A 23,000-nucleotide genomic window follows, 5' to 3' on the forward strand; every position below is an offset into this window, starting at 1 on the left:
CTATGAGCCGCGGGACGCTGCGGTTCGGTCCGGCGTGTGCAGCCGGGCGATGGCGTCGCGCAACTCCTTGGCGTTGGGCGGCTGGCGGTAGCCGTCCTCGCCGTGATCGACGAGATATCGCTCGGTGTTCGTCTGCCCGCCGACGCGCCGCTCGATCTCGACGACGCCGACCAGCCGCCGATCGCCCCTGCCGAGATCCTCGCCGGGCGGCAACAGGCGGAGCTGCAGCCAGTCGCGCTCGGCGCTTGCGTCGCCGATGGCGTTGAGCAGCGAGGTCGAATCCTCGAGCGGGTAGAAGGTGACCCGCGACGCGCCGTCGGCGCGGATGCTCGTCGCGTCTCGCTGATGGCGTATCGAGAGGCCCTCGACGCCCTGCGGTCCCACCGGCGTGGGTAAGCCCGCGAGTGCGCCGCCGATCGGCGTGGACGCGTCGATGGCGGTGCTCGGCGGCGCACTCTCGACGCGGAGGCTCAGGTCGATCTTCTGGTCGGCGGGCAGGCAGATCTGCTTGCAGACCAGCCAGTCGGCGTGGCCCCGGATTGTCAGGGTGTCGCCCGGCGAGGCGGCGCCCTCGGCGAGCGTGACGGGCATCAGGATCGTGGGCTCGCCCTCGTAGACGTGGTCCAGGATGGCCCCCGGGGAGATGTATCGCTCGGGCGCGGGCCACAGCATCGGGCCGATCGTCACGCCCTCGGGCAGCGTCCACTCGACGGTGGGCGCGAAGCCCGTGTCGTTGCGGCCGTGCCAGTAGATGTGCCACTTGTCGGCCAGTTCGAAACGGAGGCCGACGAGGATGGTCTGGCCCGGCGCGATCGCCGGCGACTCGGCCACGAGCGTCGCACGCGAGGGATTGTCGTCATCGACCGAAGCCTGCGCATGGACGAGCGATGCAGCGGCGGCTAGGCAGGCGGCAGCGATCCGGTGTGTGAGCGTTGTGCCGAGGATGGGAGCCTCCTTTGCGTGGGCGCGGACATCGCGCCGCGGAGAACGAGGCATAACGTCGGCTGAAACAATGCTATTCCGGCGTTCCCCAGAACGGGCAGATTGCCGGGTTGACCCGCGGGCCGCGAACACGACCCGCGGATACTCCTGACCGGGACCGAACATGACCGATCGAACGCACCGCACGATCTCGTGTTGCCTGCCCGCGGCGGCCGGCGTCGCCCTTGTGGCCTTGCTCGCGGGCTGCCAGAACGAGATCACCGACGCCGACATCCGCAACGTGACGCTGACCGAGGTGCGGCTGCAGTGGCTCGACCAGCGGGAGGACCCCACCGCCGCCGAGTTGCTGCTCATCGATCCGCGGGCGCGGGCGGATTACGAGGAAGCGCGCATCCCCGGCGCGGTGCACCTCACGCTGCCGCAGCTGGCCCGGGTGACCAACCGCGACGACCGCATCGACGCCTATCGGCGGATCGTGGTGTACGCCGAGGGACCGGGCGCGGTCGCGGGCCGCGCGATGACCAAGCGGCTGCTCGTGCTGGGCTACGGCCAGGCGCGGCACTTCGGCGGCGGGCTGCTCGAATGGTCCGACGCTGGCTTCCCGGTCGAGTCGGGCGTGCCCGAGGACGAGCGGTCGCGCGCGGTCGAGCGCGAACCGCGGCGGCCGGTGCCGTAGCAGCAAGACCGGCGGGCGATCCGCGGCGGTCCATCTTAGAAGGCCAACAGAAAACGCCCCCGGGCGGGGGGCGTGACTTGGTGTGGGTGTCGGGTGCTCGACGCCGTCGTACGTTAGCCGGTGGTGGCCGGGCCGGCGATGTCCTGCAGCGGGTTGAGCAGGCCGAGCGGTGCGCCGGCGTTGGTCCAGCCGCCGGTAAGGATGAGGTCGTAGTGGGTCAGCGAGGTGACGATGGGCACGCTCGCGGAGACCTGGATCGAGAAGAAGTTGAGCAGCTGGCGGCTCAGGATCGGCGAGAACGAGTCGAGCTGGAGGTTGCTGAAGCCCTCGCTGCCGACCGTGACGGTCGCGCCGCTGGTGGTGCCGTCGTTGAAGAACAGCCGCACGTCGACGTTGACCGACTCGGCGGTCGGGTTGAAGAAGCTGAGCGTCTCGAAGTAGGACAGGCCGGCGAGTTCGCTGTTGATGAAGGCATCGCCGAAGAACCACGTCCGGGCGGCCTGGTTCTGGATGGCGATGGCGTTGGCATCGCCGTTCTGGGTCTCGAGGGTCACGCCGCTAATGGGGAGCGACGAGGAGATCGAGAGGCCGGCGGCCAGGTCGGCCGACAGGCTGAGATCGCCCGCATCGAGCACGAGGGCGCCGCCCGGTGCGATGGTGTGGACCGTAGTGACGTCGGGCAGCGGCGCGGTGATGTAGTCGGCCACGATGGTGACGGCGGCGGCCGTCGACGCGGGGTTGTAGAGCACGAGCTCGCCCTGGACCTCGCTGCCCGAGGTGAAGGACGGCACGACGTTGAGCGTGGAGCCGCCCGTGGGGTCGCCCAGCACGCCGAAGGCCTCGCCGGTGGCCACGTTGTAGTGGCTCAGGGCGGCGACGATGTCGCTGCCCGGGGCGCCCGTGGCGTCGGCGGGCTCGCTCGTGATGGTGGCGCCGAAGACGCCGACCGGCAGCACGCCGAGCGAGGTGAGCTCCCAGCCGCCGCGGCGGTTGCCCTCAACGGTCTGCGAGATCTCGACGGTCTCGCCGCCGATGACGGTCGACAGCGTGACGATGACGGCATCGGGGTTGGGGTTGTAGAAGACCAGGAAGGACTCGACCTGGCCCGGGTTGCGCTCGAGGCGGCCGAAGGTCCACTCGTCGCTGGTGATCGGCGTGAAGGCTTCGCCGATGGCGCCGCCCAGGTCGTAGTGCGACAGCGTGGCGCCCAGCTGGCCGTCGGACTCGATGACGATCGAGAAGGGCTCGTCGGCGGCCACGCCCGGGGCGATGAAGCCGCGATCCGCGATGGTCACGCCGCCACGGCTGTTGGGCGCGAGCACCTCGTTGTCGATGAGCGTGACCGGGGCGAGGCTGGTGTTCTCGTAGAACAGCCGCACGCTGTAGGTGACCGACTGCGTGCCGCTGGGGTTGGCGATCGAGACGAACTCGCTGATGGTCTCGTTGGCGAAGCCCTCGGGGTAGAAGAGGAAGAAGGTCTCGGGCTCGGTATCGATCCGCAGCGAGTACTCGCCCGTGCCGTTGAGGCCCGTGACGAGGAAGAAGTACTCGACGCCCGCGCCGGTGATGTTGAACTCGGCCGCGGCGTTGACGCCCTGGAAGCCGGCGGTATCGCGGATGATCTCCACGGGCTCGCCGCCGCCGATGGGACGCTCGAACACCGTGATGTCGGCGTTGAGCTCGGTGCCGCTGGGCGTGACGACCTGCACGAATGCCTGGCCGGCCGAGAGTGAGGTAATCTGGAATAGGTCGCTGTCGGCGGGCGCCTCGATGCGGCCGACGCCCGAGGCGTCGCCCGTGCGGGCGTCCAGCGGCAGCACCGTGGCGATGCTGAACTGGCCGCGATCGGCGTGATCGTCATCGGGTGAGGGCACGATGTCGGGCAGCGGTCCCTCGACCGAGATGACGTAGTTGTCGGTGAGGAACATGCTGCCGGCGTCGATGCTGGCCAGCAGGAAGAAGCGCTCGCCCTCGGGTGCGGACACGTTGATGGTGGTCTGGACCACACCCGGCGTCGCGTCCTCGTCGCCCGGACCGTTGTCGACGATGGTGTCGACGAGCGACGTCGAGGCATCGAAGACCCGCAGGATGACGTCGGTCTCCGAGGAGCCCGCCGCGAGCCGGACGACGTGCGACGCGGTGGTCGTGCTGCCGTCGGCGATGGTGTCGAAGAAGAACAGGTCGGTGTCGCCGATGGTGGCGATGTTGCCCGTCTGGCTGCCGGCGCCGGTCTCGGTGGAGAGCACGATCTCGCTGGCAAGGCCGAACTCGCTCTCGTTGGCGTGGTCGTCGGCGGTGGGCGTGGTGGCCTCGAGCGTGTAGGCCCCCGTGTCGGTGGTCACCGAGCCGGTGCCGTCGCTGCCGACGAGCACGAAGTACTGCTCGCCGCGGACGACGTCGAATCGGAATGCCGGCGCCGAGAAGGCGGCGTCGGGGCCGAGAACCGTGTCGGTCGTGCCCGTAGTCAGGTTGATCACCGGGTTGAAGTCGGCGTCGAACACGCGGATGGTCGGCCGCAGCGTGCTGCTCTCGGCGCTGATGGCCGCGAGCACCGCCTGGCCGCCGGCCGGCGCGGTGAAGGTGAAGAGGTCGGTGTCGGTCGGGACCTCGATGGTGCCCGGGAGGCTGCCCTGCCCGGTGGCGGGCTGGACGAAGAGCTGCGACGCCACGTCGAACTCACCCTCGTCGGGGTGGTCGTCGGTGGGTGCCAGGTTGACGCGGACGGTGTACTGGCCGGCATCGCCCTGGCGATCGGAGCCCTCGACCACGATGAAGTAGTCGTTGTACGTCTCGCCGGTGAGCGTGGATGTGCGATCCGGGCCGGTCACGGGGAACTCGGCGAAGGCATCCAGCGTGCCGGCGTTGGCGTCGTCGTTGAAGCCGATCTGCAGCAGGATGGGATTGCCGTTGGGATCCTCGCTGACCTCGTAGATGCGAACGGCGGGGTTGAACCCGAAGTCGTTGGACTCGACCTCGACCGAGACGAGGTCGAAGTCGGGCGGGCTGAAGCGGAAGATGTCGGTATCGCCCGGCGCCTCGAGGCTGCCGCTGAACTCGGCGCTGCCCAGGAAGTCCTGGATGACCAGTTCCTGGGCGTCCATGCGCTGCTGGAAGTCGGCGACGTCGTCGACGAACGGGGCGCCCTGGACGTCGACGCTGTAGCCACCCTGCTGGCCGAGCTGCGCGTCGACGCGGATGATGAATCGCTCGCCCTGCTGCGCGAAGAAGGTCACCTCGGCGGGATCCGTCGTCGTGGCGCTGACGGGCGTGACGCGGGTCAGGCCGTTGTCATCGAAGATCGTGACGCGGGGCTGGAAGTCCGACGGGCTGTCGGCGGCCACGGTGACGGTGACGTTGCCCGTGCCGGTGGCGTAGACGACGAAGCCGTCGTTGTCCTCCGCGCCACCCAATCGGGTGCGGATCTCGCCGGTAATCGAGCCCTGGCCGGTGATGGCATCGAGGCCGATGACGGTGTCGTTGGCGAACAGATCGATGGTGCCGGGGAGTGCGATGGGCAGATCGGAATGGTCGTCGCCGATGGCCGAGAGGTTCGGCGTGGTGTTGATGAGCAGCTCGTACGAGCCGGTCGCGTGCGCCCAATCGACCATGGCCGGATCGGACTGGAAGGTATCGAACTGGCCGCTCTGGACGACGACGAAGTAGACCTCGCCCTGCTCGATCTGGGCGACGACGCGGGAATCCAGCTCGTTGAAGACCCGGCCGCGGATGTCGTCCTGCAGCCCGCCGTCGAGATCGAGCTGGCCGATGGGCGAGTCGTTGCGGACGCCGGCAAAAGCCGGGTTGTCGTTGTTGCTCGCCAGGATCTCCAGATCGTTGTTGAAGATGGTGACGAAGGTGTCCAGCGGGCTGTCGTATGTCTTGCCGTTGAAGACGTTGGCGTCGACGTCGCCCGTCCGCAGATCGGTCGTGAGCTCGACGTACTGGTCGAAGATCTGCTGCGTGGCGGTGCGGACCTCGACGGTGCCGTCGGACGACGCACGGAAGAAGTAGATATCGAAGTCGTCGATCTTGTGGATGACGCCCAGATCCTGGAACGACACGGTGCTGAAGCCGCTGGGGTAGACGTCCGAGCTGCGAACGTTGAAGGCCGAATCCAGCGGCGGCGCCGGGAAGTCGAGGAAGTTGTTGCCGTCGCCGAAGCCATCGAGGATGAGCTCGGGCGCCAGGTCGAACTGCTCGCGCTCCAGATCGCTGTTGCCGAGTGTCTCGGAGAAGATGCCGGTGACGCCGTCGCCGACGAAGTCGTCGTTGAAGTCCGGCGCGATCGTCTCGCTCGCGAGCGTGAACTGGTAGCGACCGGCGCTCCGGGGCGCGTCGGTCGCGGTGCCGGCGATCTCGAGGTAGTAGACCTCGCCCGCCCAGAACTGCGACTCCTGGCCCGAGCCGATGTCGATGACCAGCCCGTCGGGGTCGAGCTCGGGCGACGCGGCCGCGGGATCGACCGAGCCCGAGGGATCGGGGAACGGCGGCGCGATGGTGTCGTTGGTCCACACCACGCGGAACTGCGAGTCGTAGATGCGGACGTGGCTGTTGATGAAGGGCGCAAAGTCGCCGCTGACGACCAGCTGCAGGCGGGCCGCGGTGCGGTCGTCGCGGTCCCAGAACCCGGGCAGCTCGTCGTTGAAGTTCTGCAGCGCGAAGACGGTGTCGGTGGTGCCGGCGCCCTCCACGTAGCGGTCACGGCTGCCGAAGCGGGACTCGCCCAGCGGCAGCCACTGGAACGCGGGGCCGAGCGCCGAGTTGGTGAACTCGAAGCGGGCCATGCCGTTGGCGGCCACCGTGCCGTTGGCGAAGCTGAATTCGCCGCCGGCGTACAGGACCGGGACGGGCGCGTCCACGGCGGGGTTGGGCGACAGCGGTCCGTTGCCGAACGCCTGATCGAGGTAGAACTCCTCGTCGGCGTAGTTGATCAGCGTGTGCACGGGCGCATCGAAGCCGCTGCCGAGCACGCCCCAGACCCCGTTGATCGGGTCGAAGGTCCCGACGAAGCTGCCCGGGACGCCGCCGATGGTGGTGAAGTCGCCGCCGGCGACGACTTCGGGCGCGAAGAGGTCCCCGCCGGCGTCGCGGTCCCAGACCGTAAACGTCCGGACGCGGTCGTTCGCGCCGCCGATGTCGAACAGCAGGAAGTCGCCGGCCATCGAGCCCATCTCGGTGTCGGCCTGCACGAACGACACGTTGTCGACGGCGAGTCCGCCGAGGTCCGAGTACAGGCCGCCGACGAACAGGGCGGGATCGGTGCCGTCGGAGTCGGGGTCGAGGTCGGGCACCTCGGCGACGGTGAGGGCGTTGATCTCGCCGACCACGCCAAATGCGGTGCCGGCGATGGGCACGCCGTCCTCGTCGAAGGTCACGGATTGCAGCACGCCGCCGTCGCCGCCGAACCACAGGCTGTTGGGGTTCTCGCCGTCGTCGGCGTCCTCGGGGTCCCACTCGGCGATCGCGAATACGGCGCCCGGCGCGGCAACGGCCAGCGGCGCGAAGGCGCCCTGCGCCACCGCGGGAGTGAACGGATCGAGGATCGGCGGGATGACCGAGTACGAGGTGATGCCGCCGGCAAAGTCGCCGCCGATGATGAGGGCGGGCGGCAGATCGCCGTCCTCGCCGTCCACGTCGAAGACCGAGAGTGCATGCACCGTGCCCGCGACGCCCGCGCCCAGCGGGACGAGCACGTACTCGCCCGCGAGCGGATCGAAGGTGTAGGCCGCCAGGTTGTTGGCGGGCTGGAAGTCCACGAAGCTGAAGTCGCCGCCGATGATCAGCGACGGCGGCAGCTCGTCGTCGGGATCGTGATCCCACACCGTCATGGCACGGATCTCGCCATCCACGCCGGCCCGCACCGGGAAGTAGTCCTGCGCATCGAAGATGCCCAGGTGGCTCCGGGTGATGGGCATGCCGTTCTCGTCGAAGCCCTTGATGCGGTAGTCGCCCGCGGTGCCGAAGAAGAGCGCATCGCCCGCGTCGTCGTTGTCGCCCGGGTAGTTGCTCAGCAGGTCGGTCGGCAGCGTGAACTGGAACAGATCGGTATCGAACGCGTCCTGGATGCGGCCCTGGCCGCTGGCGAACGCCTGGTACTCGAGATCGCCGACCGGGTTGACCACCGGCGGGAAGAAGCCCAGCGGATCGAAGAACGTCCGCGTGGGGAGCACCGGGTCGCCGAAGATGAGCGGCGTGGCCTGCTCGAAGAGCGGCCGGATGATGCCGAAGTCCTCCGGATCGGTGAAGCCGCTGTCGAGCTCGAAGTCGATGTCCTCGCCCTCGGGTCGGTCGACGTGGTCGTCGATATCTTGGGGGGCGATGAGCGTGTGGTTGGATTCGACGTAGATGTTGAAGGGATGGAAGTCCGCCAGCGGGGGCGTGTCGTCGAAGGACTCGATGACGATGAAGTAGGTGGTGTTGGTCTCAAGTTGGATCTGCAGATTCGCCGCGCCGGCCAGATCGCTGAAGCCGATGAGATCGGCCTCGTTGGCGGCGGTTAGCTCGTACAGCCGCATCGCGGGCTCGGGCAGCGGGACGTCGGTCAGGAAGGGGTTGGGCAGCGGCAGTGCGTCGCCGACGCCGATGGACTCGAGGATCGTCAGGCCCTCGCCCAGCGTGGTGAACTGGAAGATGCGGGTATCGAACGCGCTCGCGATGCGCTGCTCGGCAACGCTGCGGCCGCCGTTGAAGATCGAATCCTGGAGCGTGCCCAGGCGGGTGACCGGGTCGAGGTCGATGGTGGCCGCCGCGGTCTCGGCGCGGAGCTGGTAGTCGCCCGTGGACTTGGCGCTGGTCGGGTCGAACTCATCGCTCCGCACGCGCACGTAGAACGTGGTGTCGGGCGCGGAGGGCACGATAGTGAACGCGGAGGTCAGGCGGCCCGTGTCGCTGTCCGAATCGATGAGGGCGCCCGTCGAGTCGTAGACCTCGATCTGGGTGTCCAGCGGGGAGAGTGGGTCGTCCTCGGGCAGCGCGGCGTAGAAGGTGGCCAGCGAATCGAATGCCGAGCTGCTGCCGGTCTGGATGGTGTAGATGACGTCGTCGCCCGCGAGGCTGAGGGTGTCGATGACGTTGCCCTCGCCGATGCGGAGGGGGAAGGGCGCCATCGGATCTGTCTCGATGGACAGGTCGGTGTTGCTCGTGGCATCGACACGGATGGTGTATCCGCCGGTGGTCAGCATGCCGGTGTTGCTGATGTCGCTGAGGACGCGGATGAAGTAGGTCTCGCCGGCCTCGCCCACGAAGCCGGTCCAGCCGTCGGAGAAGAAGCCCGACGACAGCTCGCCCTGGGACGAGCCCTCGGCGATGAGCGTGCCGCTGATGTCGTAGACCTCGACCCGCGAATCGAGGCTGGAGCCGCCCGCGACGTTGATGGTGTCGGCCCAGACGGTGACGAAGTCGTCGCCGGTGGCATCGAAGCGGAAGAGGTCATCGGCCAGCGAGGGGATGACGTCCTCGATCTCGCCGTCGACGCTGCCCTCGCCCGTCATGCCATCGAGCACGATCTCGGTGCCCGAGGTCGGGGTCAGCGGCAGGTCGAAGCTCGGGTGGTCGCCGCCGAGCAGGATGCGCTGCTCGAGGTGCTCGAGGCCGCCCCGTTCCGCCGGCGTGGCCGCGTCCTCGCTGCGCGCGGGGGCGAGCCCCGCGAGCCGTCGCAGGGCCCGCAGCCGCCCGAGCCCGAAGCTGGTCTTTGCGGTCGGGAACGACTCGGAACGATGGCCACTCATGCTCATACTCCAGGTCAGGGTCGATCTCGGGCCGGTGCCGTGCTGGGCGACTCAACGTGTGACCCGGCAAGGGTTGTCGGTGGTCGCGGGGCCTGCCGGCGGAGCACTCCGTCGGTTTCCACCATGCGTGCGGGGGATGCAGGGCCTCCGGTGGAGCCGCCCGTAGGTAGCTGCTCGGAGGGTACCGCCTGTCGGCGGCTCCCGCCCACGCATTGTCGCCTCCAAGCATACTGGACGCACGCGGTCCGAGTCCAGTGATTTCCCGGGGTCGGAGGCTATTGCCAGAGCTTTTTCGCGGCCGGCGCCCCGCGGGTTGCAGGGGCGCGGGTTTGTTGTCCCACGCGGTGCTCGGGCGGTGTGCTCAGGCGGCCACCTGGCCGGCGGCCATCCGCACGGCGGTCACCATCTGGATCTCGCCGGGGTCGTACACCGGCAGGGGGCAGCTCACCGGGGAGAGCAGCAGCGGCACCTCGCTGGAAGCCAGGACGATGGCCTCCGCCCCGCGATCGGCAAAGGACGCCATCACGTCCTCCAGCCGCCGGCGGGAGGCCTCGTTCATCACGCCCCGGACCAGCTCCTGGAAGATGATGGAGTCCACTACGTCGACGTCCTCGGCGCTGGGCTTCATCACCTTGACGCCCCGCAGCCCGAGATGGGTCTGATAGGCCGACCCATTGGTCACCAGCTTGGTGCCCAGGATGCCCACCGAGGTGCGGCCGTCGCCGTGGACCTCGTCGGCCAGCAGCTGGGCCATCGTCAGCCAGGGGATGGGGCTGCCCGATTCGGCTAGCTGGACGGCGTGCTGTACCAGGTGGTCCGGCGTGAGGCAGAAGCCCGCTCCGGCGGCGGCGAGCGCCTCGGCCGAGCGGCGGAGCAGCAGGCCGACGCCCTCCCAGTCGTGGGCGGCGATGCACTCGAGGTACGCGTCGAAGGGCTCGCCGTGCAGCGTGACCGTGGGCCTCGTCTGGGTTGCCGACAACCGGGATGCGTGGCGGTGGAACTGGCGGTAGGCCAGGGCGGCGCCCTCGGGGCTGACCGCAACGATGCCGACGTGGTGCGATGGCACGCGGATCCCTCCGTTCGTTCCATCCCTCGTGCCCGAGTCGTGTCTCTCGCGCCCGCCCACGCCATCCTCCCTGATTGCGGCCGCTCGGTCAACTCGATCGACCCCGACCATGTACCATTCTTGCATGACGGGCCCGGACGCCTTCGCCGTTCTCGGACTGCCTCGGCGGTTCGACATCGACCAATCAGACATCGAACAGGCCTACATGGCCCGGGTCGCGTCGGCCCATCCGGACGCCGGGGGCGGCGGCGATGGCCCAGGCCTCGAGGCGCTCAACGCGGCCCGGGAGCAGATCCTGGACGACGAGCGGCGGGCGCGGCTGCTGCTGGAACTGCTGGGCGGCTCGGCAGGGAACGCGACATTGCCGCCCGCCTTCCTGGCCGAGATCATGGAGGTCCGCGAGGACGCCGAGCGGGCCTACGAAGCGGGAGACCAGGCCGCGATCGATCGCTGGCTGGCGTGGGCACGGGACCGACGCTCGGCCCACCGCGAGGAGGTCGCCGTTCTCTTCGCAGAGGCCGACGAATCGCTGGACTCGGATCGGGCGGGGGCGATCGCCGATGTGCTCCATCGCTGGCGGTACGTCGAGCGGATGCTCGAGCAGGTCGGCCAGCCGGAGCACGCCCCCGATGCCTAGGCCGCCCCTCCGGTCGCCCCGGTGAACACGCCCCCCACCCCCACGCCGACCGCGGGTGATGCGCCCGGCGCGGACGCGCTGGCCGCCGACGCTGCGTCCGCCGGCGGGCTGGGCGTCGGCCTCGTGGTGCTGATGGCCGGCCTGCTGGTGCTCTCGGCGGCCGCCTCGGGCAGCGAGACGGCGCTGTTCGGCATGACGCACGCCGAGCGGTCCTCGCTGCGTCGGATGGGGCCCGCATCGGCCCGCACCATCGATCGCCTGCTGGGCCAGCCTCGGCGGCTGCTGATCGCGATCCTGCTGGTCAACATGCTGGCCAACGTGCTGTACTTCGCGGCCGCGGCGTTGCTGCTGCAACGGGCCCAGGGCGCCGTCGCCGCGACGCTGGCGGCGGTGGTGCCGTTGGTCATGATCGTGCTCTTCGGCGAGATCCTGGCCAAGCTGCTGGCCGACTCGCTGCGGCTGCGGTGGTCGCGGACGGTCGCCCCGGTGCTGCTGTGGTTCAGCGCGACGGTCGGCGGGCTGCTGCTGGCGCTCGACATGCTGCTGGTGGCGCCATTGGCACGGCTGCTGACGCCGGCGGAGGGCCGGCCCGGCGCCCCGCCCGGGCAGGTGCGGGACCTGCTTCGGAGCGGCTCGCAGCGGGGGGCGCTGGACGATCACGAGCTCGACCTGCTGGAGGCCATCGTCGAGCTGCCGACCATCCGCGCCCGCGAGGCGATGGCGCCCCGCATCGATCTGCCGGGCGTCGAGCCGGGGTGGTCCGCGGAGCGGCTGGCCGAAGCGGTGCGGGCGTGCGGGCGGCCGCGGCTGCCGGTGTTCGAGCGCGACCCGCACGTGGTCAGCGCGATCCTGGACGCCAAGCGGACCATCGCCTCGGGCCGGCCGGTCCTCGATGCCCCTCTGTACGTGCCCGAGAACTCGCGGCTCGACCGCGTGCTGGCGCGGATGGCCGAGCGGGACGTACGCACGGCGGTGTGCGTCGACGAGCACGGCGAGAGCACGGGGCTGCTGGAGGCCTCCGACGTGCTGCGGGCGCTGGTGCGGCTGTCGGCGCACGGCGAGGACGACATCGTGATGACCGGGCTGGGCCGCTGGAGCGTGCCGGCGCGGCTCAGCATCGCCTCGCTCGGCCGCTACTTCCCGCGGGAACTCCGCGGCGGGGTGACGCTGCCTCCCGAGTCGGCGACGGTGGCGGGCGCGGTGCTCGCCCAGCTCGGCCGCATGCCCGAGGCGGGCGACGCCGCGCGGCTCGGCGGGCTGACCCTCGAGGTCGAGTCGATGCGCGGCCGCGTGATCGATCGCGTGCTCGTCCGCCTCGATGGAAAGCTCGACGGAAAGAAGGTGCGGCCGTGAGCGGCGTGGAGATCGCCGCGTGGACGGCGCTCGCGCTCGCCGGGCTGGCGGGGTCGGCCATCGCCAGCGGGCTGGAGATGGGCGTCTATGCGCTGGGGCGGTACGGGCTGGAGACTCGGGCGCTACGGGGCGAACGCAGCGCCGTGCTGCTCCGCGGCGAACTGTCTCGCACCGATCGGCTGCTCGCCACGCTGCTGGTGCACAACAACCTCTGCAACTACCTCGGCGTGCTGGGCGTCTCTTCGCTGCTGACGGCCGGAGGCCTGGGTGCGGGCGCGGTGCTGCTCGCCCAGTCGGTCATCGTGGCGCCGGTGCTGCTGATCCTGGCCGAGTCGGTGCCCAAGGAGCTATTCCGCGTGGGCGCTGATTCGCTGACCTACCGCGCCGCTCCGTTGCTGCGTGCGCTGCGACTCTTCTACGTGTGGATCGGCGTCGTGCCGCTGGTCCGCATCGCCGGGCGGGCCATGGCGGCGATCATCGGCGGGGGTGGGCTCGGCGGCTCGGCCGACTCCCGGCAGCGGATGGCGGTGCTCCTCAAGGACGCCGGCAGCGCCGACCGCGTCGGCGACGAGCACGCCATGCTCATCGATCGCGCGCTCGCGATGGGACGCACCACGGTGGCCGACGAGATGTTGCCGTGGTCGGCCGCCCAGCACGTGCAGTTGGGCGCCTCGCCGCCGCACGTCCGCCGGGTGCTGGGGACCAACCCCGGCTCGACCGTGCCGATAACCGACGCCGCGGGCGCCGTGATCGGGCTCGCCGGCGCGGTGGACCTGCTGACGGGCGCGGTCGCGTCGCCCGAGAACCTCAAGCCGGTGCCCTTCGTGGAGCGGGACACCCCCGCCGTCGTCGCCATCCGCAAGATGCTCGCGGCGGGGGCCGATCTGGCGGTCGTGGGCGCTCCGCGGCGGCCCGTGGGCATCGTCACGCTGCGGCACCTGGCCGAGCCGCTGCTGGGCAGCGAAGCGGTCTAGCCGCGGCCGGGCGGGCCCGGCGTGCGTCTGCACTGCCCAAGATCGGCGTGTTCGGGAACAAATCGATCCGATGCGCCGTTCGCCCGGGCAACTCCGTTTCAGCATTCAGTCCAGCAACCAGCCAGCCGCCGAGGATCACCATGCACGACAGCACCAGCGAGCCCATCGAGTCCAACGCGACGCCGCCCCGCGGAAAGAGCCCGCTCGGGGTGGTCTTCGTCGTCGCCGCCATCGCCATCGGCGCGGCGATCCTCTTCCGCGGCTTCGGTGGCCAGGCCGCGCCGACGCCCGAGTACCTGCCGGTGACGACCGACCTCGCGTCGGTCGACCTGTCGGGCGACATGCCCGTGGTCGCGGTCGTCACGGCCGACTGGTGCGGGCCGTGCCAGAAGCTCAAGAAGGACAGCCTGGCCGACGAGGGCGTGCGGACCTACCTCGAGGGCAACGCCCGGACGGTGATGATCGACGGCACCGACACGAACGACCCCACCGTGCGGGCCTCGCTCGAGGCGTTGCAGGTGACGGCCTTTCCGTCGACCATCGTCCTCCGCGACGGCAAGCCCGCCGCGATGCTGCGGGGCTACGCCGGACCCGAGAAGTACCGCGGCTGGCTCGAGGCCAACCTGAACTAGACGGGAGGCTCGCCGGGCCGCGCAGCCGACGGCTGACTCTTCCAGCACTACGTGCTACTTCGGCGTGGTATGGCGAAACGCCACGGAGCCAGCGGCCGCGGGTGCTAGACGCTCGCGGCCGCGGCGACGTTGTCCGACAGCGGGTTGATGAACAGGCCCGTGGCGAGCTTGGGGTAGAAGAACGTCGACTTCTGGGGCATGAGCTCGTTGGCCGCGCCGATGTCGCGGACGGCATCGAGCGGCGTTGGCCGGACGATGACGGCGAACTGGGCGAATCCCGCGCCGCCGCCCGCGCCGGTCTCTTGGCCGCTGCCGATCTCCAGGACCTCGGGCACCGAGTGCGGGAAGGCCCACTTGACGGGCTCGCCGCCGTTGAACACCGGCTCGCAGACCCGCTCGACGATCAGGTGCTGCACGAGCGCGACGTCGAGCTTCCGCCAGGCAGCGGGCTTGTCGGCGAACTTGTCGGCCAGCGGGTCGCCATCCTTGAGCGTGGCCACGGCGCACTGGCCGCTGGCGAAGTCGACCAGCCCGAGCGTGTTGCGTCCCGAGCCGGCACGCGCGGCCATCTCGGCCTCGATGGCGTTGGCGTCGCCGCCAACGGCCTCGACGTCGAAGTGCTTGCCCAATTCGCCCTGCAGCTTCGACCAGTCGTAGTCCTTCATGCCGCCCAGCACGCGGTGGGTCGCGCCGATGGCCAGGCCCGGATCGCTCATGCCCACGAGCACGATCATGGTGCGGCGGGCAGGGTGGTCCTCGGGGACGTCGGCCCCGCCGTCGGTGAGCTTGCCGAGGTAGTTGATCGCCGTGGTGTAGCGATGGTGCCCGTCGGCGATGAAGACGTCCTCGCCCGCCAGTGCGCTCTGATACGCGGCGATGGTGTCGGCGTCGTCGATGGTCCAGACCTCGTGCGTGACGCCGTCGCCCATGTCGGCGGTCATGTCGGGGGCACGCTCGGCCATGACCCTCTGGAGCAGGGCCGTCGCGGCGCCGTTGGCATCGGCATGCAGCCCGAAGATCGGCGAGAACTGGGTGGCGCTGGCCTCCATGAGCGCGAAGCGGTCCTGCTTGGGGCCGCTGAAGGTCTGCTCGTGGGGCAGCACGCCGCCGCCCTCGCGGGGGCCGAAGGGGCGGGTCTCGACGGTGCAGGCCATGCCGCTGCGCTGGTAGTGGGCGCCCTCGAAGTCGAAGCTCTGGCGGTAGGCGAACATCGCCGGCGCATCGGTGGGCGTCAGCGTGCCATCGGCGAGCCACCTGGCGTACTGGCCGGCCGCGCCGCTGTAGGCCTCGGGCGGGCCCAGCTCCTTGGCGGGCGTGTGCGGGAGGTCGATCGCGACGACGTTGGCCGGCTCGCGGTCGAGCAGCTTCTGCTTGCCGCGGGCGTCGAGCACGTCGTACGGCGGGGCGACGTGGACGCTGACGTCGCCCTTGCCGGCGCGGAACTGCACGGCGCGGAACGGATGGACGGCGGGCATGGCGGAACCTCCTTCGATTGAAGCCGCCAAGGGTATGCGCAGGCTCGCCCGGCCGGCCCGTATCATGGGCCATGGTGCGAGCGGTGGTCATCCGGGCGGCGGGCATCAACTGCGAGGCCGAGATGGCCCGCGGCTTCGAGCTGGCCGGGGCCGCCGTCGACCTGGTGCACGTCCGGGCACTGGCGGCCGACCCGGACCGCCTGGACGACTACGCGCTGATCGGCTTCCCGGGCGGATTCAGCTACGGGGACGACGCCGGCTCGGGCCGGGTGCTCTCGCTTACCGTCCGCGAGCGGCTGTACCCGGCGCTGCGCCGGGCGGCCGGCCGCGGGGCGGCGATGCTGGGCATCTGCAACGGGTTCCAGGTGCTCACGCAGGCGGGGCTGCTGCCCGGGCCCCCCGAGACGAGCTGGCCCGCAGAGCCCACGCCGGCGACGCTGGCGCTGGCCGAGAACGCCCGCGGCCGCTACGCCGACCGGTGGGTCCGCATCGAGGTCGACGCGGCCTCGCCGTGCATCTGGACGCGGGACCTCGCCGACGATCCGTCGGGCGAGCCCATGCTGCCGGTAGGCCATGGCGAGGGGCGATTCGTGGCCGAGCAAGCCCTGGTCGACGACCTACTCCGCACGGGCCGTGCGCCGCTGCGCTACGCCGACAACTTCAACGGCTCGGCCGGCGGCATCGCGGGCGTGTGCGACGCCAGCGGCCGCATCTTCGGGCTGATGCCCCATCCCGACCGCTACCTCGACTGGAGCCGGCACCCGCACTGGACCCGGCTGGACCCGGGCGCGCTCGCCGACCATTCCACGCCTGGGCTCAAGCTGTTCCGCAACGCGGTCGAGGCCGCCCGCGGCGCCGCGCTGGTGGGCTGACCCGGTGGCGACGCCGCCGGCGCCCCAGACCGTCGAGTACCCGCTGGGGTGCGTGGGCTGTGGCTACGACCTGGATGGCCTCTCGACCGACGCGCCGTGCCCCGAGTGCGGCCTGCCGATCGGACGATCGGTGAGCGGGGATCACCTGTTCGCGTCCGAGCCCGCGCACATCCGGCGGCTGCATCGCGGCGCGCGGCACGCGATGCTCGGGGCCGTGGCTGGGTGGGTCAGCGTCGCGTGCATGTCCGGGTTGCTGCTGGTGCCCTACATCGGCGCGTGGCCGACGCTCGCGGCCTCGGTCGGCCTGGCGGCGACGGCGTTCCTCACGGGCATCGGCTGGCAGGCGCTGACGCGCGACGACCCCGAGGGCATCGGCTTGGACCGACGCGGCGTCGGCATCGCGCTGCTGCGATCGTGGGCGGTGGCATGCACCTTCGTCGCGGCGCCGAGCCTCGCGGCCGTCTCGCTCGCGACGCTGGCGGTGCTTGCGCCTTCGCCCGGCGGGCAGGCGTCCTCGCTGCCGTGGATCGTCGCGGCCTCGGGCCTGGGCATGGTGCTGCTGGCGATGTCGGTGCAGCGTCCGCTCTCGGCGCTCGCCGAGGGCCTTGCCAATCGGCTTCTCGAGGGCGAGCTCGCCGCCAGCGCTCGCGCACTCGATCCGGCGAGTTCGGTAGCGTTGGTCTTCATCCTCGTGGCCAGCGTCCTGGTCGTGCTCAACGCGCCGTGGTGGCTCCGGTATCCGGGGTTCGGCGCGGCCGCGCTCTCGGCCCTCGTCTGGGGCGTGCTGTACCACGCGGTGATCCGCGGGCTGCACCGGGCCTTGGGGCTCGAGGCTCAGCGGCTGCGTACGACATAAGTTCCGCATCTCCGCTCCCCGGCCGCCCGTAGCATGAACCATGAGCCCGATCGACCCGCGCGAGCTTGCCGACCGGCCGGCCCCCAGGCGGCAGTCGCGGTACTGCATCAAGTGCAACTACGACCTGGCCGGGCTGCCCGACACGACCAAGTGCCCCGAGTGCGGCACCAGCAACGCCTTCAGCCCGGGCGACACGCGGCGGGGCACCGGCATCTCGCGGGCGCCGGGCGCCTACGTCCGCCAGCTGGGGATGTCGCTGTGGCTGGCGGCCATCGCCATGCTGCTGCTGATGGGTACCGGCACCCTCGGCGTGCTGTTCCTGAACCCGGTGACGCTGGGCCTGCAGTTCCTCGCCGCGGCGTTCTGGCTCGTCGCGGTGTGGATGGCCACGCGGCCCAAGCCCGATCGATTCCAGCCCGGCCAGCGGGACGCCTTCGACGACGAGCGGATGCGATGGACCACGCTGGGCACGCAGGCGACCCGGCTGCTGGCCATCGGCGTCGCGGGCATCGGGCTCATCCCGGCGGTGCAGGGCGTCGCGGCCGTCGAGTGGATCGAGGGCCTGCTGTCGATGGTCGCGGCGCTGGGGTTCATCGCGCTGAGCTTCCAGCTGGCCGCGCTCGGCGACTGGATGGGCGACGACGACACCGGCCGACGATGCCGCAACGCGGCGTGGTGCATCGCGGTGGGCGGCGGCGGCATCGTGCTCACGCCGCTGATGGTGCTGGTGCTGCCCATCCTGGGCCTGCTGATCTTCGTGTTCTTCCTGCTGCAGATCATCGGCAACATCCTGCTGGCCATCAGCCTGGTGTCGCTGGCCCGGGGCGCCAACTGGGCGGTCGAGAACGCCAAGCAGCGTTCGGTCGTCGCCGGCCGCCGCGCCGCCCGCGATCGGCAGCTCGCCGACGAGGCCCAGCAGCGGCTCGACCGTTCGGTGCAGGCCATGAACGCCGCCGAGGGCCGGATGCATGCCGGGCGGCCACCCACGCTGCCCGAGGGCACGCCCGTGCCCCGCAGCCACGTCGTCGATCGGCCCGATGACGCACGGCCCTACGACGTCGCGGAAGATGCCGACGCGGCCGAGCAGCGCTGAGCACGACCCAATACCATTGCCTCGCATGACCGCGATCCCGCAGCACGTCCTGGATGCCATCCCGACCGCGCGGAGCCGCAAGGCCCTCGTCGCGATGTCCGGCGGCGTGGATTCCTCGGTCGCCGCCGCCGCGATGGTGCGGGCCGGGTGGGACGTCGTCGGCTGCTTCATGCGGCTGGGCACGCCGGGCGAATCGCTCGAGGAGGCCGAGACCCGCATCCACCACCGCGGCTGCTGCTCCATCGGCGACGCGGCCGACGCGCGGCTGGTCGCCGCCGAGCTCGGCATCCCGCTCTACGTGTGCAACTTCCGCGAGGACTTCGGCCGCATCATCGACTACTTCGTGGACGAGTACGCCCGCGGCCGCACGCCCAACCCGTGCGTGCGGTGCAACGACTGGCTGAAGTTCGGCAAGCTGCACGCGTACGCCCGGACGATCGGCGCGAGCGTGGTCGTCTCGGGCCACTACGCGCGCACGCAGCACCGCGATGGCCGATCGCGGCTGCTGCGCGGGCGCGATCGCGCCAAGGACCAGAGCTACGTGCTCTTCGGGGCCGACCCGGCGCGGCTGGGCGAGATGGTGCTGCCCGTCGGTGAGTTCGAGAGCAAGGCGGCCGTGCGGGACGCGGCGGCGGCGCTCGGCCTGCCCGTCGCCAGCAAGCCCGACAGCCAGGAGATCTGCTTCGTGCCCGACGACGACTACGCCGGCCTCGTCGAGCGGCGGCGGCCCGGGCTTGCGGTCGAGGGGCAGCTGCTGACGGTCGAGGGACGCCACGTCGGCACGCACGCCGGCCAGCACCGCTTCACGATCGGCCAGCGCCGCGGGCTCGGCGTCGCCATTGGCGAGCCGGCGTACGTCATCGATCGCGATGCGCGCACCAACACGGTGACCATCGGCCCGCGCGAGCGGCTCCGCGCTGCGTCCGCCACCGTCGGCGAGGCCAACTGGCTCGGCGGCCTGCCGCCCGAGGGGCCCGTCGTCGTGCGCTATCGCGCACACGGGCGGGACGTGCGCGCCCAGCTGCGGCACCTCGCCGATGCGGCCGAACCCGGACCCTCGGGCCGCGTCGGCCGCTTCGAGCTCACCTTCGACGAGCCGCAGTTGGCCATCGCGCCGGGGCAGGCCGCGGTGCTCTACGACGCGGATGATCCGGACCTCGTGCTGGGCGGCGGGTGGATCCAAGCGGACCGCAGGCACGACTACCGCGCGTAACGCATTTCTGCAATGCCGTATATCTACGGATGTTCGTGGGGTTCCTGGCGGCAGGTGCGCATGCGTGATGCCCACGCCCGGAAGCACGAGGGGGTTTTCGATGAACAAGCTCGCAATCACGTCCATGCTCGCCATGTCCGGTCTGGCCGCGGCACAGTCGCTCGAGCTGGAGTACACCGTCACCGACATCGGCGGCGGGCAGTTCGAGTACGAGTTCTTCTTGACACCCGATGACGGCTGGGCGGCCGGCATGGCCTGGCGTTGGTTCATCTTCGGCGACGAGCCCCGCGATGCCGCCGGCGAGCCCGGCGAGACCCCGCTGACCGACTTCGTCGGTGATCTGTCATCGCTGCCCATCGGCCCCTGGACGGGCTACGGGACGACGGGCGGGAGCCACAACGGTCCGAATCTCGCACCGGTGCTGGACTACTGGACCCCCGCATCCGCCGACGAGACGCTGACCTGGAAGGGCACGTCGACCGCCGACCTCGGGCAGGGCGAGATGTTGTTCAGCACGATCGCGGGCACGCTGGGCGGCGCGGTGGCGGCCGACTTCGCCGTGGCCACGCGGATCGAGGACGCCTGCCTGCCCGATGTGGACGGCGACGGCGAGCTGACCATCTTCGACTTCCTCGAGTTCCAGAACCTCTTCGATGCGGGCGATCTCGCCGCCGATTTCGACGGCGATGGCGAACTCACGATCTTCGACTTCCTGGAGTTCCAGAACCTGTTCGACGTCGGCTGCGGCTGATTCCTCGGCCTCAAGATCGGATTCGCAGACCCGCCCCCGCCGCGAGGCTTGCCCTCGCCGCGGGGGCTTCTTGCATGGCCGACGGCGCCGGCGGAGGGTCCGATCTCAAGATGCCGCCGCACCGAGCCGACATCCAGGGGATGCCCAGACTTCCCGAGATCTCGGCGGATCCCGAGCTGGTCCAGCCGTTCGTGTCCAGCGTGCAGCACGTGTTCGCGACGATGCTGCAGCTGCCCGTCGAGGTCGGCGAGCCGTCGATCAAGGGGGGGGACGCGGCCGAACACGGAGTGTCGGCGGTTATCGGGCTTCGCGGGGAGTGCGAGGGCTCGGTGTCCCTCGGATTCAGCGAGGAATCGGCCGTCCGCATCGTGTCGCTGTTCGTGGGTCGGGAGCCGGACTTTGGCTCGGCGGACTTCGTCGACGCCCTCGGCGAGCTGGCGAACATGGTCGTCGGGGGCGCCAAGTCCCGCATCGAGGGCCGAAGAACGACGATCACGCTGCCGCGGGTGGTGCTCGGGCCGACCCACGCGGCGTCGTCCCGCGAGGACACGCCGGCGATCGAACTGCCGTGCGGCAGTGATTGCGGCGGGTTTACCATCGAGATCGCGATCCGCGATCGGACCGCGGGGCAGCGCGAGGGCCAGACGGCGGCCGCCCCGGCGGCCCGCGCCTAGGCACGCGCATTCGCAGCCACGGAGCACCGGCATGAAGATCCTGTTGGTCGACGACTCGAAGACGATGCGGAACATCCAGAAGTCGGTGCTGACGCAGCTGGGCTACACCAGCATCGAGGAGGCCTGCGACGGCCAGGATGCGCTCAGCAAGGTCCGCGCCTTCGCGCCCGAGCTGCTGCTCGTGGACTGGAACATGCCCAACATGGACGGCCTGAGCTTCGTGAAGGCCTTCCGTGAGACCGACGCGACCACGCCCGTGATCATGGTGACCACCGAGGCCGAGAAGGCCCGCGTCATCGAGGCCATCAAGGCCGGCGTGAACAACTACGTGGTCAAGCCGTTCACGCCCGACCTGCTGGCGCAACGCATCCAGGAGACGCTGGAGAAGTGCTCCGTCGCCTAGCGACCGCAGCCGGGAGACGAGAGAGCCGTGTCCCTGGACGCCCTGGACACCAAGTCGAGCCTGACCATCAGCTCCGACGGGCTGCGGGCGACGCTGCGCGTCGAGCCCGGCGTCGACGCGGCGATCTGCACGCATGAGGCCGTTGCGGGCATCCTCCGGGCTCAGGAGGTGCGGCTCTCGGCAATCACCGAGCAGGCGGCCGAACGGCTGGCCGAGAAGCTGGCCGCCGGCACGACCGAGCCGGTCGAGGAGGTCGTGGCCGAGGGCACGCCGCCTCGGCACGGCGAAGATGGCCGATTCGAGCTGACCGTCGAGGTCGCCGAGGCCGAAGGCGACGAGTCGGAAGCGACGGCCGACGAGGACGCCGTCGACCACTACACCCGGTCGGCGTTCACGATCGTCCGCGCGGGCGAGCAGATCGGCATCCTGCATCCGCCGATCGAGGCCATCGACGGCGTGGACGTCCGGGGCGAGGTGCTGCCCGCCAGGCCCGGGCGGTCCTGCTCGATGAAGTTCGGCGATGGCGTCGAGGTCCGCGAGGACCACGCGGTGATCGCGACGCACGCGGGCCGCCTGAACGTGGTCGAGAACGGCGTCCGCGTGCAGCCCACGCTCGTGATCGAGGGCAGCGTCGACTTCTCGACGGGCAACATCGACTTCGAGGGCGAGGTGCTCGTCGAGGGCGGCGTGTGCGACCGCTTCGAGGTCGTCGCCGGCACGCAGCTGAGCGTGCAGCTGCTCGTCGAGGCGGCCAGCATCCGCTGCGGGGGCTCCATCCAGCTGGCGCGGGGCATGACCGGCCGCGGCAAGGGCACGCTGGCCTGCGGCGGCAGCGTGCGGGCGACGTACCTCGACGACGTGACCGCAACCATCGGCGCCGACCTGATCGTCGCCCGCGAGATCACCAACAGCCGCGTCCGCGTCGGCCGGCGGGTGCTGTCCCCCACCTGCACCGTGATCGGCGGCGAGCTGATCGCGCGATACGGCGGCGAGATTCGGACCCTGGGCGGCGAGGCCGGCGCCTCCGCGGTGCTCGGCATCGGCGAGGATCCCGACCTCGATGCGCTCGCGTCGCTGCTGCAGGACGCCGTGCCGAACACGATCAAGCAGCTGCGGAAGCTCCGTGAAGAGCTTACGACCATCTCCCCCACCTCGGGCAAACCGCTGCCGGCGCACGCCGAGCAGGCGGCCGACCTGCGACGCCGGATCTCGGAATGGGAGGCCAAGCTTCCGCGGCTGCTGGAGACGATCAACCGCGTGCTGGATTCCTACCACCTGCTGTCCAAGGCCAAGCTCGTCGTGCAGCGCTCTATCTGCGCGGGCGCGACGGTGCGGATCGGCGGGCTGACCGCAACGTTCTCGGACGAGGTGGGCGGGGCTCCCTCGATCGGCCTGGACGCGAGCAGGACGCCCGTGCTGCGATCGGCGACGCTAGACGGGCCGGTGCCCCTGGCGAACCACGCGAAGATCCAGCGGCGCGAGGGCGCGGTCGATCCGACCGATCTCGAGCGGCTCGCCGAGAAGATCCGCCGCGAGCGGCCGCAGGCGGCGGCGGCCTAGAGCATCCCATAACCGCGGAGCCTGGGTCGGCGTTGTGGCCGGTAGGGGAATGCCGCCGCGTGCAACTCGTGAAGCCGATCGCGGCAGTTGCCGATG

17 protein-coding genes are annotated in these 23,000 nt (G+C 70.6%); 13 read left to right on the top strand and 4 right to left on the bottom strand.

Features of this window, described 5'->3' with window-relative positions:
- Complete coding sequence (locus AAFX79_05705; protein ID MEO1008040.1) at positions 1-831, bottom strand: protein-disulfide reductase DsbD domain-containing protein; 831 nt, start codon at positions 829-831, stop codon at positions 1-3.
- A gap of 274 nt (positions 832-1,105) precedes the next feature.
- Between AAFX79_05705 and AAFX79_05710 the strand changes: the two genes are divergently transcribed.
- On the top strand, positions 1,106-1,618 hold the full coding sequence (locus AAFX79_05710; GenBank protein ID MEO1008041.1) for a rhodanese-like domain-containing protein: 513 nt from the start codon (positions 1,106-1,108) through the stop codon (positions 1,616-1,618).
- Positions 1,619-1,731: 113 nt separating this feature from the next.
- On the opposite strand, the gene AAFX79_05715 is transcribed toward AAFX79_05710, so the two are convergent.
- Together AAFX79_05715 and AAFX79_05720 are read right to left on the bottom strand one after the other, a co-directional pair.
- A complete protein-coding gene (locus tag AAFX79_05715; protein ID MEO1008042.1) occupies positions 1,732-9,345 on the bottom strand; it encodes a hypothetical protein in 7,614 nt (2,537 codons plus the stop codon).
- A gap of 361 nt (positions 9,346-9,706) precedes the next feature.
- The gene (locus AAFX79_05720) at positions 9,707-10,411 is read right to left on the bottom strand and encodes an aspartate/glutamate racemase family protein (GenBank protein MEO1008043.1); all 705 of its coding nucleotides are present in this window, start codon (positions 10,409-10,411) and stop codon (positions 9,707-9,709) included.
- A gap of 124 nt (positions 10,412-10,535) precedes the next feature.
- Between AAFX79_05720 and AAFX79_05725 the strand changes: the two genes are divergently transcribed.
- From AAFX79_05725 to AAFX79_05740, 4 genes are all read left to right on the top strand, one after another.
- Positions 10,536-11,048 (top strand): iron-sulfur cluster co-chaperone HscB C-terminal domain-containing protein, encoded by a 513-nt coding sequence (locus AAFX79_05725; protein ID MEO1008044.1) that lies wholly within the window; start codon positions 10,536-10,538, stop codon positions 11,046-11,048.
- 21 nt (positions 11,049-11,069) lie between these two features.
- Positions 11,070-12,401, top strand: coding sequence for a CNNM domain-containing protein (locus AAFX79_05730; protein ID MEO1008045.1), 1,332 nt, complete (start codon positions 11,070-11,072; stop codon positions 12,399-12,401).
- Positions 12,398-13,375 carry a CNNM domain-containing protein gene (locus AAFX79_05735; protein MEO1008046.1) on the top strand — a complete coding sequence of 326 codons (978 nt, stop codon included), beginning with the start codon at positions 12,398-12,400 and terminating at the stop codon, positions 13,373-13,375. The genes AAFX79_05730 and AAFX79_05735 overlap by 4 nt, the downstream gene beginning before the upstream one ends.
- A gap of 140 nt (positions 13,376-13,515) precedes the next feature.
- The gene (locus tag AAFX79_05740; protein MEO1008047.1) at positions 13,516-14,007 is read left to right on the top strand and encodes a thioredoxin family protein; all 492 of its coding nucleotides are present in this window, start codon (positions 13,516-13,518) and stop codon (positions 14,005-14,007) included.
- Positions 14,008-14,111: 104 nt separating this feature from the next.
- Here AAFX79_05740 and AAFX79_05745 read toward each other — a convergent pair whose 3' ends face one another.
- Positions 14,112-15,482 (bottom strand): DUF1015 domain-containing protein, encoded by a 1,371-nt coding sequence (locus tag AAFX79_05745; GenBank protein ID MEO1008048.1) that lies wholly within the window; start codon positions 15,480-15,482, stop codon positions 14,112-14,114.
- Between the two features lie 71 nt (positions 15,483-15,553).
- On the opposite strand from AAFX79_05745, the gene AAFX79_05750 reads away from it, so the two are divergent.
- From AAFX79_05750 to AAFX79_05785, 8 genes are all read left to right on the top strand, one after another.
- Entirely contained in the window at positions 15,554-16,354 is an 801-nt protein-coding gene (locus tag AAFX79_05750; GenBank protein ID MEO1008049.1) for a phosphoribosylformylglycinamidine synthase subunit PurQ, read from the top strand.
- A 4-nt stretch (positions 16,355-16,358) separates the two neighbouring features.
- Positions 16,359-17,210: a hypothetical protein gene (locus tag AAFX79_05755; protein MEO1008050.1), complete on the top strand. Its 852-nt coding sequence runs from the start codon at positions 16,359-16,361 to the stop codon at positions 17,208-17,210.
- Positions 17,211-17,250: 40 nt separating this feature from the next.
- Positions 17,251-18,303 carry a hypothetical protein gene (locus AAFX79_05760; protein MEO1008051.1) on the top strand — a complete coding sequence of 351 codons (1,053 nt, stop codon included), beginning with the start codon at positions 17,251-17,253 and terminating at the stop codon, positions 18,301-18,303.
- A gap of 25 nt (positions 18,304-18,328) precedes the next feature.
- Positions 18,329-19,516: a tRNA 2-thiouridine(34) synthase MnmA gene (mnmA, locus tag AAFX79_05765; protein ID MEO1008052.1), complete on the top strand. Its 1,188-nt coding sequence runs from the start codon at positions 18,329-18,331 to the stop codon at positions 19,514-19,516.
- Positions 19,517-19,616: 100 nt separating this feature from the next.
- Positions 19,617-20,267: a GC-type dockerin domain-anchored protein gene (locus AAFX79_05770; GenBank protein MEO1008053.1), complete on the top strand. Its 651-nt coding sequence runs from the start codon at positions 19,617-19,619 to the stop codon at positions 20,265-20,267.
- A 110-nt stretch (positions 20,268-20,377) separates the two neighbouring features.
- Positions 20,378-20,941 (top strand): chemotaxis protein CheX, encoded by a 564-nt coding sequence (locus AAFX79_05775; GenBank protein MEO1008054.1) that lies wholly within the window; start codon positions 20,378-20,380, stop codon positions 20,939-20,941.
- A gap of 31 nt (positions 20,942-20,972) precedes the next feature.
- Positions 20,973-21,344, top strand: a complete 372-nt coding sequence (locus AAFX79_05780) for a response regulator (protein MEO1008055.1) — start codon at positions 20,973-20,975, stop codon at positions 21,342-21,344.
- A gap of 27 nt (positions 21,345-21,371) precedes the next feature.
- Positions 21,372-22,904 carry a FapA family protein gene (locus AAFX79_05785; protein ID MEO1008056.1) on the top strand — a complete coding sequence of 511 codons (1,533 nt, stop codon included), beginning with the start codon at positions 21,372-21,374 and terminating at the stop codon, positions 22,902-22,904.
- Positions 22,905-23,000 lie beyond the last annotated feature (96 nt).

This window comes from Planctomycetota bacterium (assembly GCA_039819165.1).
Classification (GTDB): Bacteria; Planctomycetota; Phycisphaerae; order Phycisphaerales; family UBA1924; genus JAHCJI01.

Coding starts and splice junctions, on each gene's coding strand:
- AAFX79_05710 (MEO1008041.1), top strand. CDS start 1,106: ATGACCGATCGAACGCACCGCACGATCTCGTGTTGCCTGCCCGCGGCG.
- AAFX79_05715 (MEO1008042.1), bottom strand. CDS start 9,345: ATGAGTGGCCATCGTTCCGAGTCGTTCCCGACCGCAAAGACCAGCTTC.
- AAFX79_05725 (MEO1008044.1), top strand. CDS start 10,536: ATGACGGGCCCGGACGCCTTCGCCGTTCTCGGACTGCCTCGGCGGTTC.
- AAFX79_05740 (MEO1008047.1), top strand. CDS start 13,516: ATGCACGACAGCACCAGCGAGCCCATCGAGTCCAACGCGACGCCGCCC.
- AAFX79_05745 (MEO1008048.1), bottom strand. CDS start 15,482: ATGCCCGCCGTCCATCCGTTCCGCGCCGTGCAGTTCCGCGCCGGCAAG.
- AAFX79_05750 (MEO1008049.1), top strand. CDS start 15,554: ATGGTGCGAGCGGTGGTCATCCGGGCGGCGGGCATCAACTGCGAGGCC.
- AAFX79_05760 (MEO1008051.1), top strand. CDS start 17,251: ATGAGCCCGATCGACCCGCGCGAGCTTGCCGACCGGCCGGCCCCCAGG.
- mnmA (MEO1008052.1), top strand. CDS start 18,329: ATGACCGCGATCCCGCAGCACGTCCTGGATGCCATCCCGACCGCGCGG.
- AAFX79_05770 (MEO1008053.1), top strand. CDS start 19,617: ATGAACAAGCTCGCAATCACGTCCATGCTCGCCATGTCCGGTCTGGCC.
- AAFX79_05775 (MEO1008054.1), top strand. CDS start 20,378: ATGCCGCCGCACCGAGCCGACATCCAGGGGATGCCCAGACTTCCCGAG.
- AAFX79_05780 (MEO1008055.1), top strand. CDS start 20,973: ATGAAGATCCTGTTGGTCGACGACTCGAAGACGATGCGGAACATCCAG.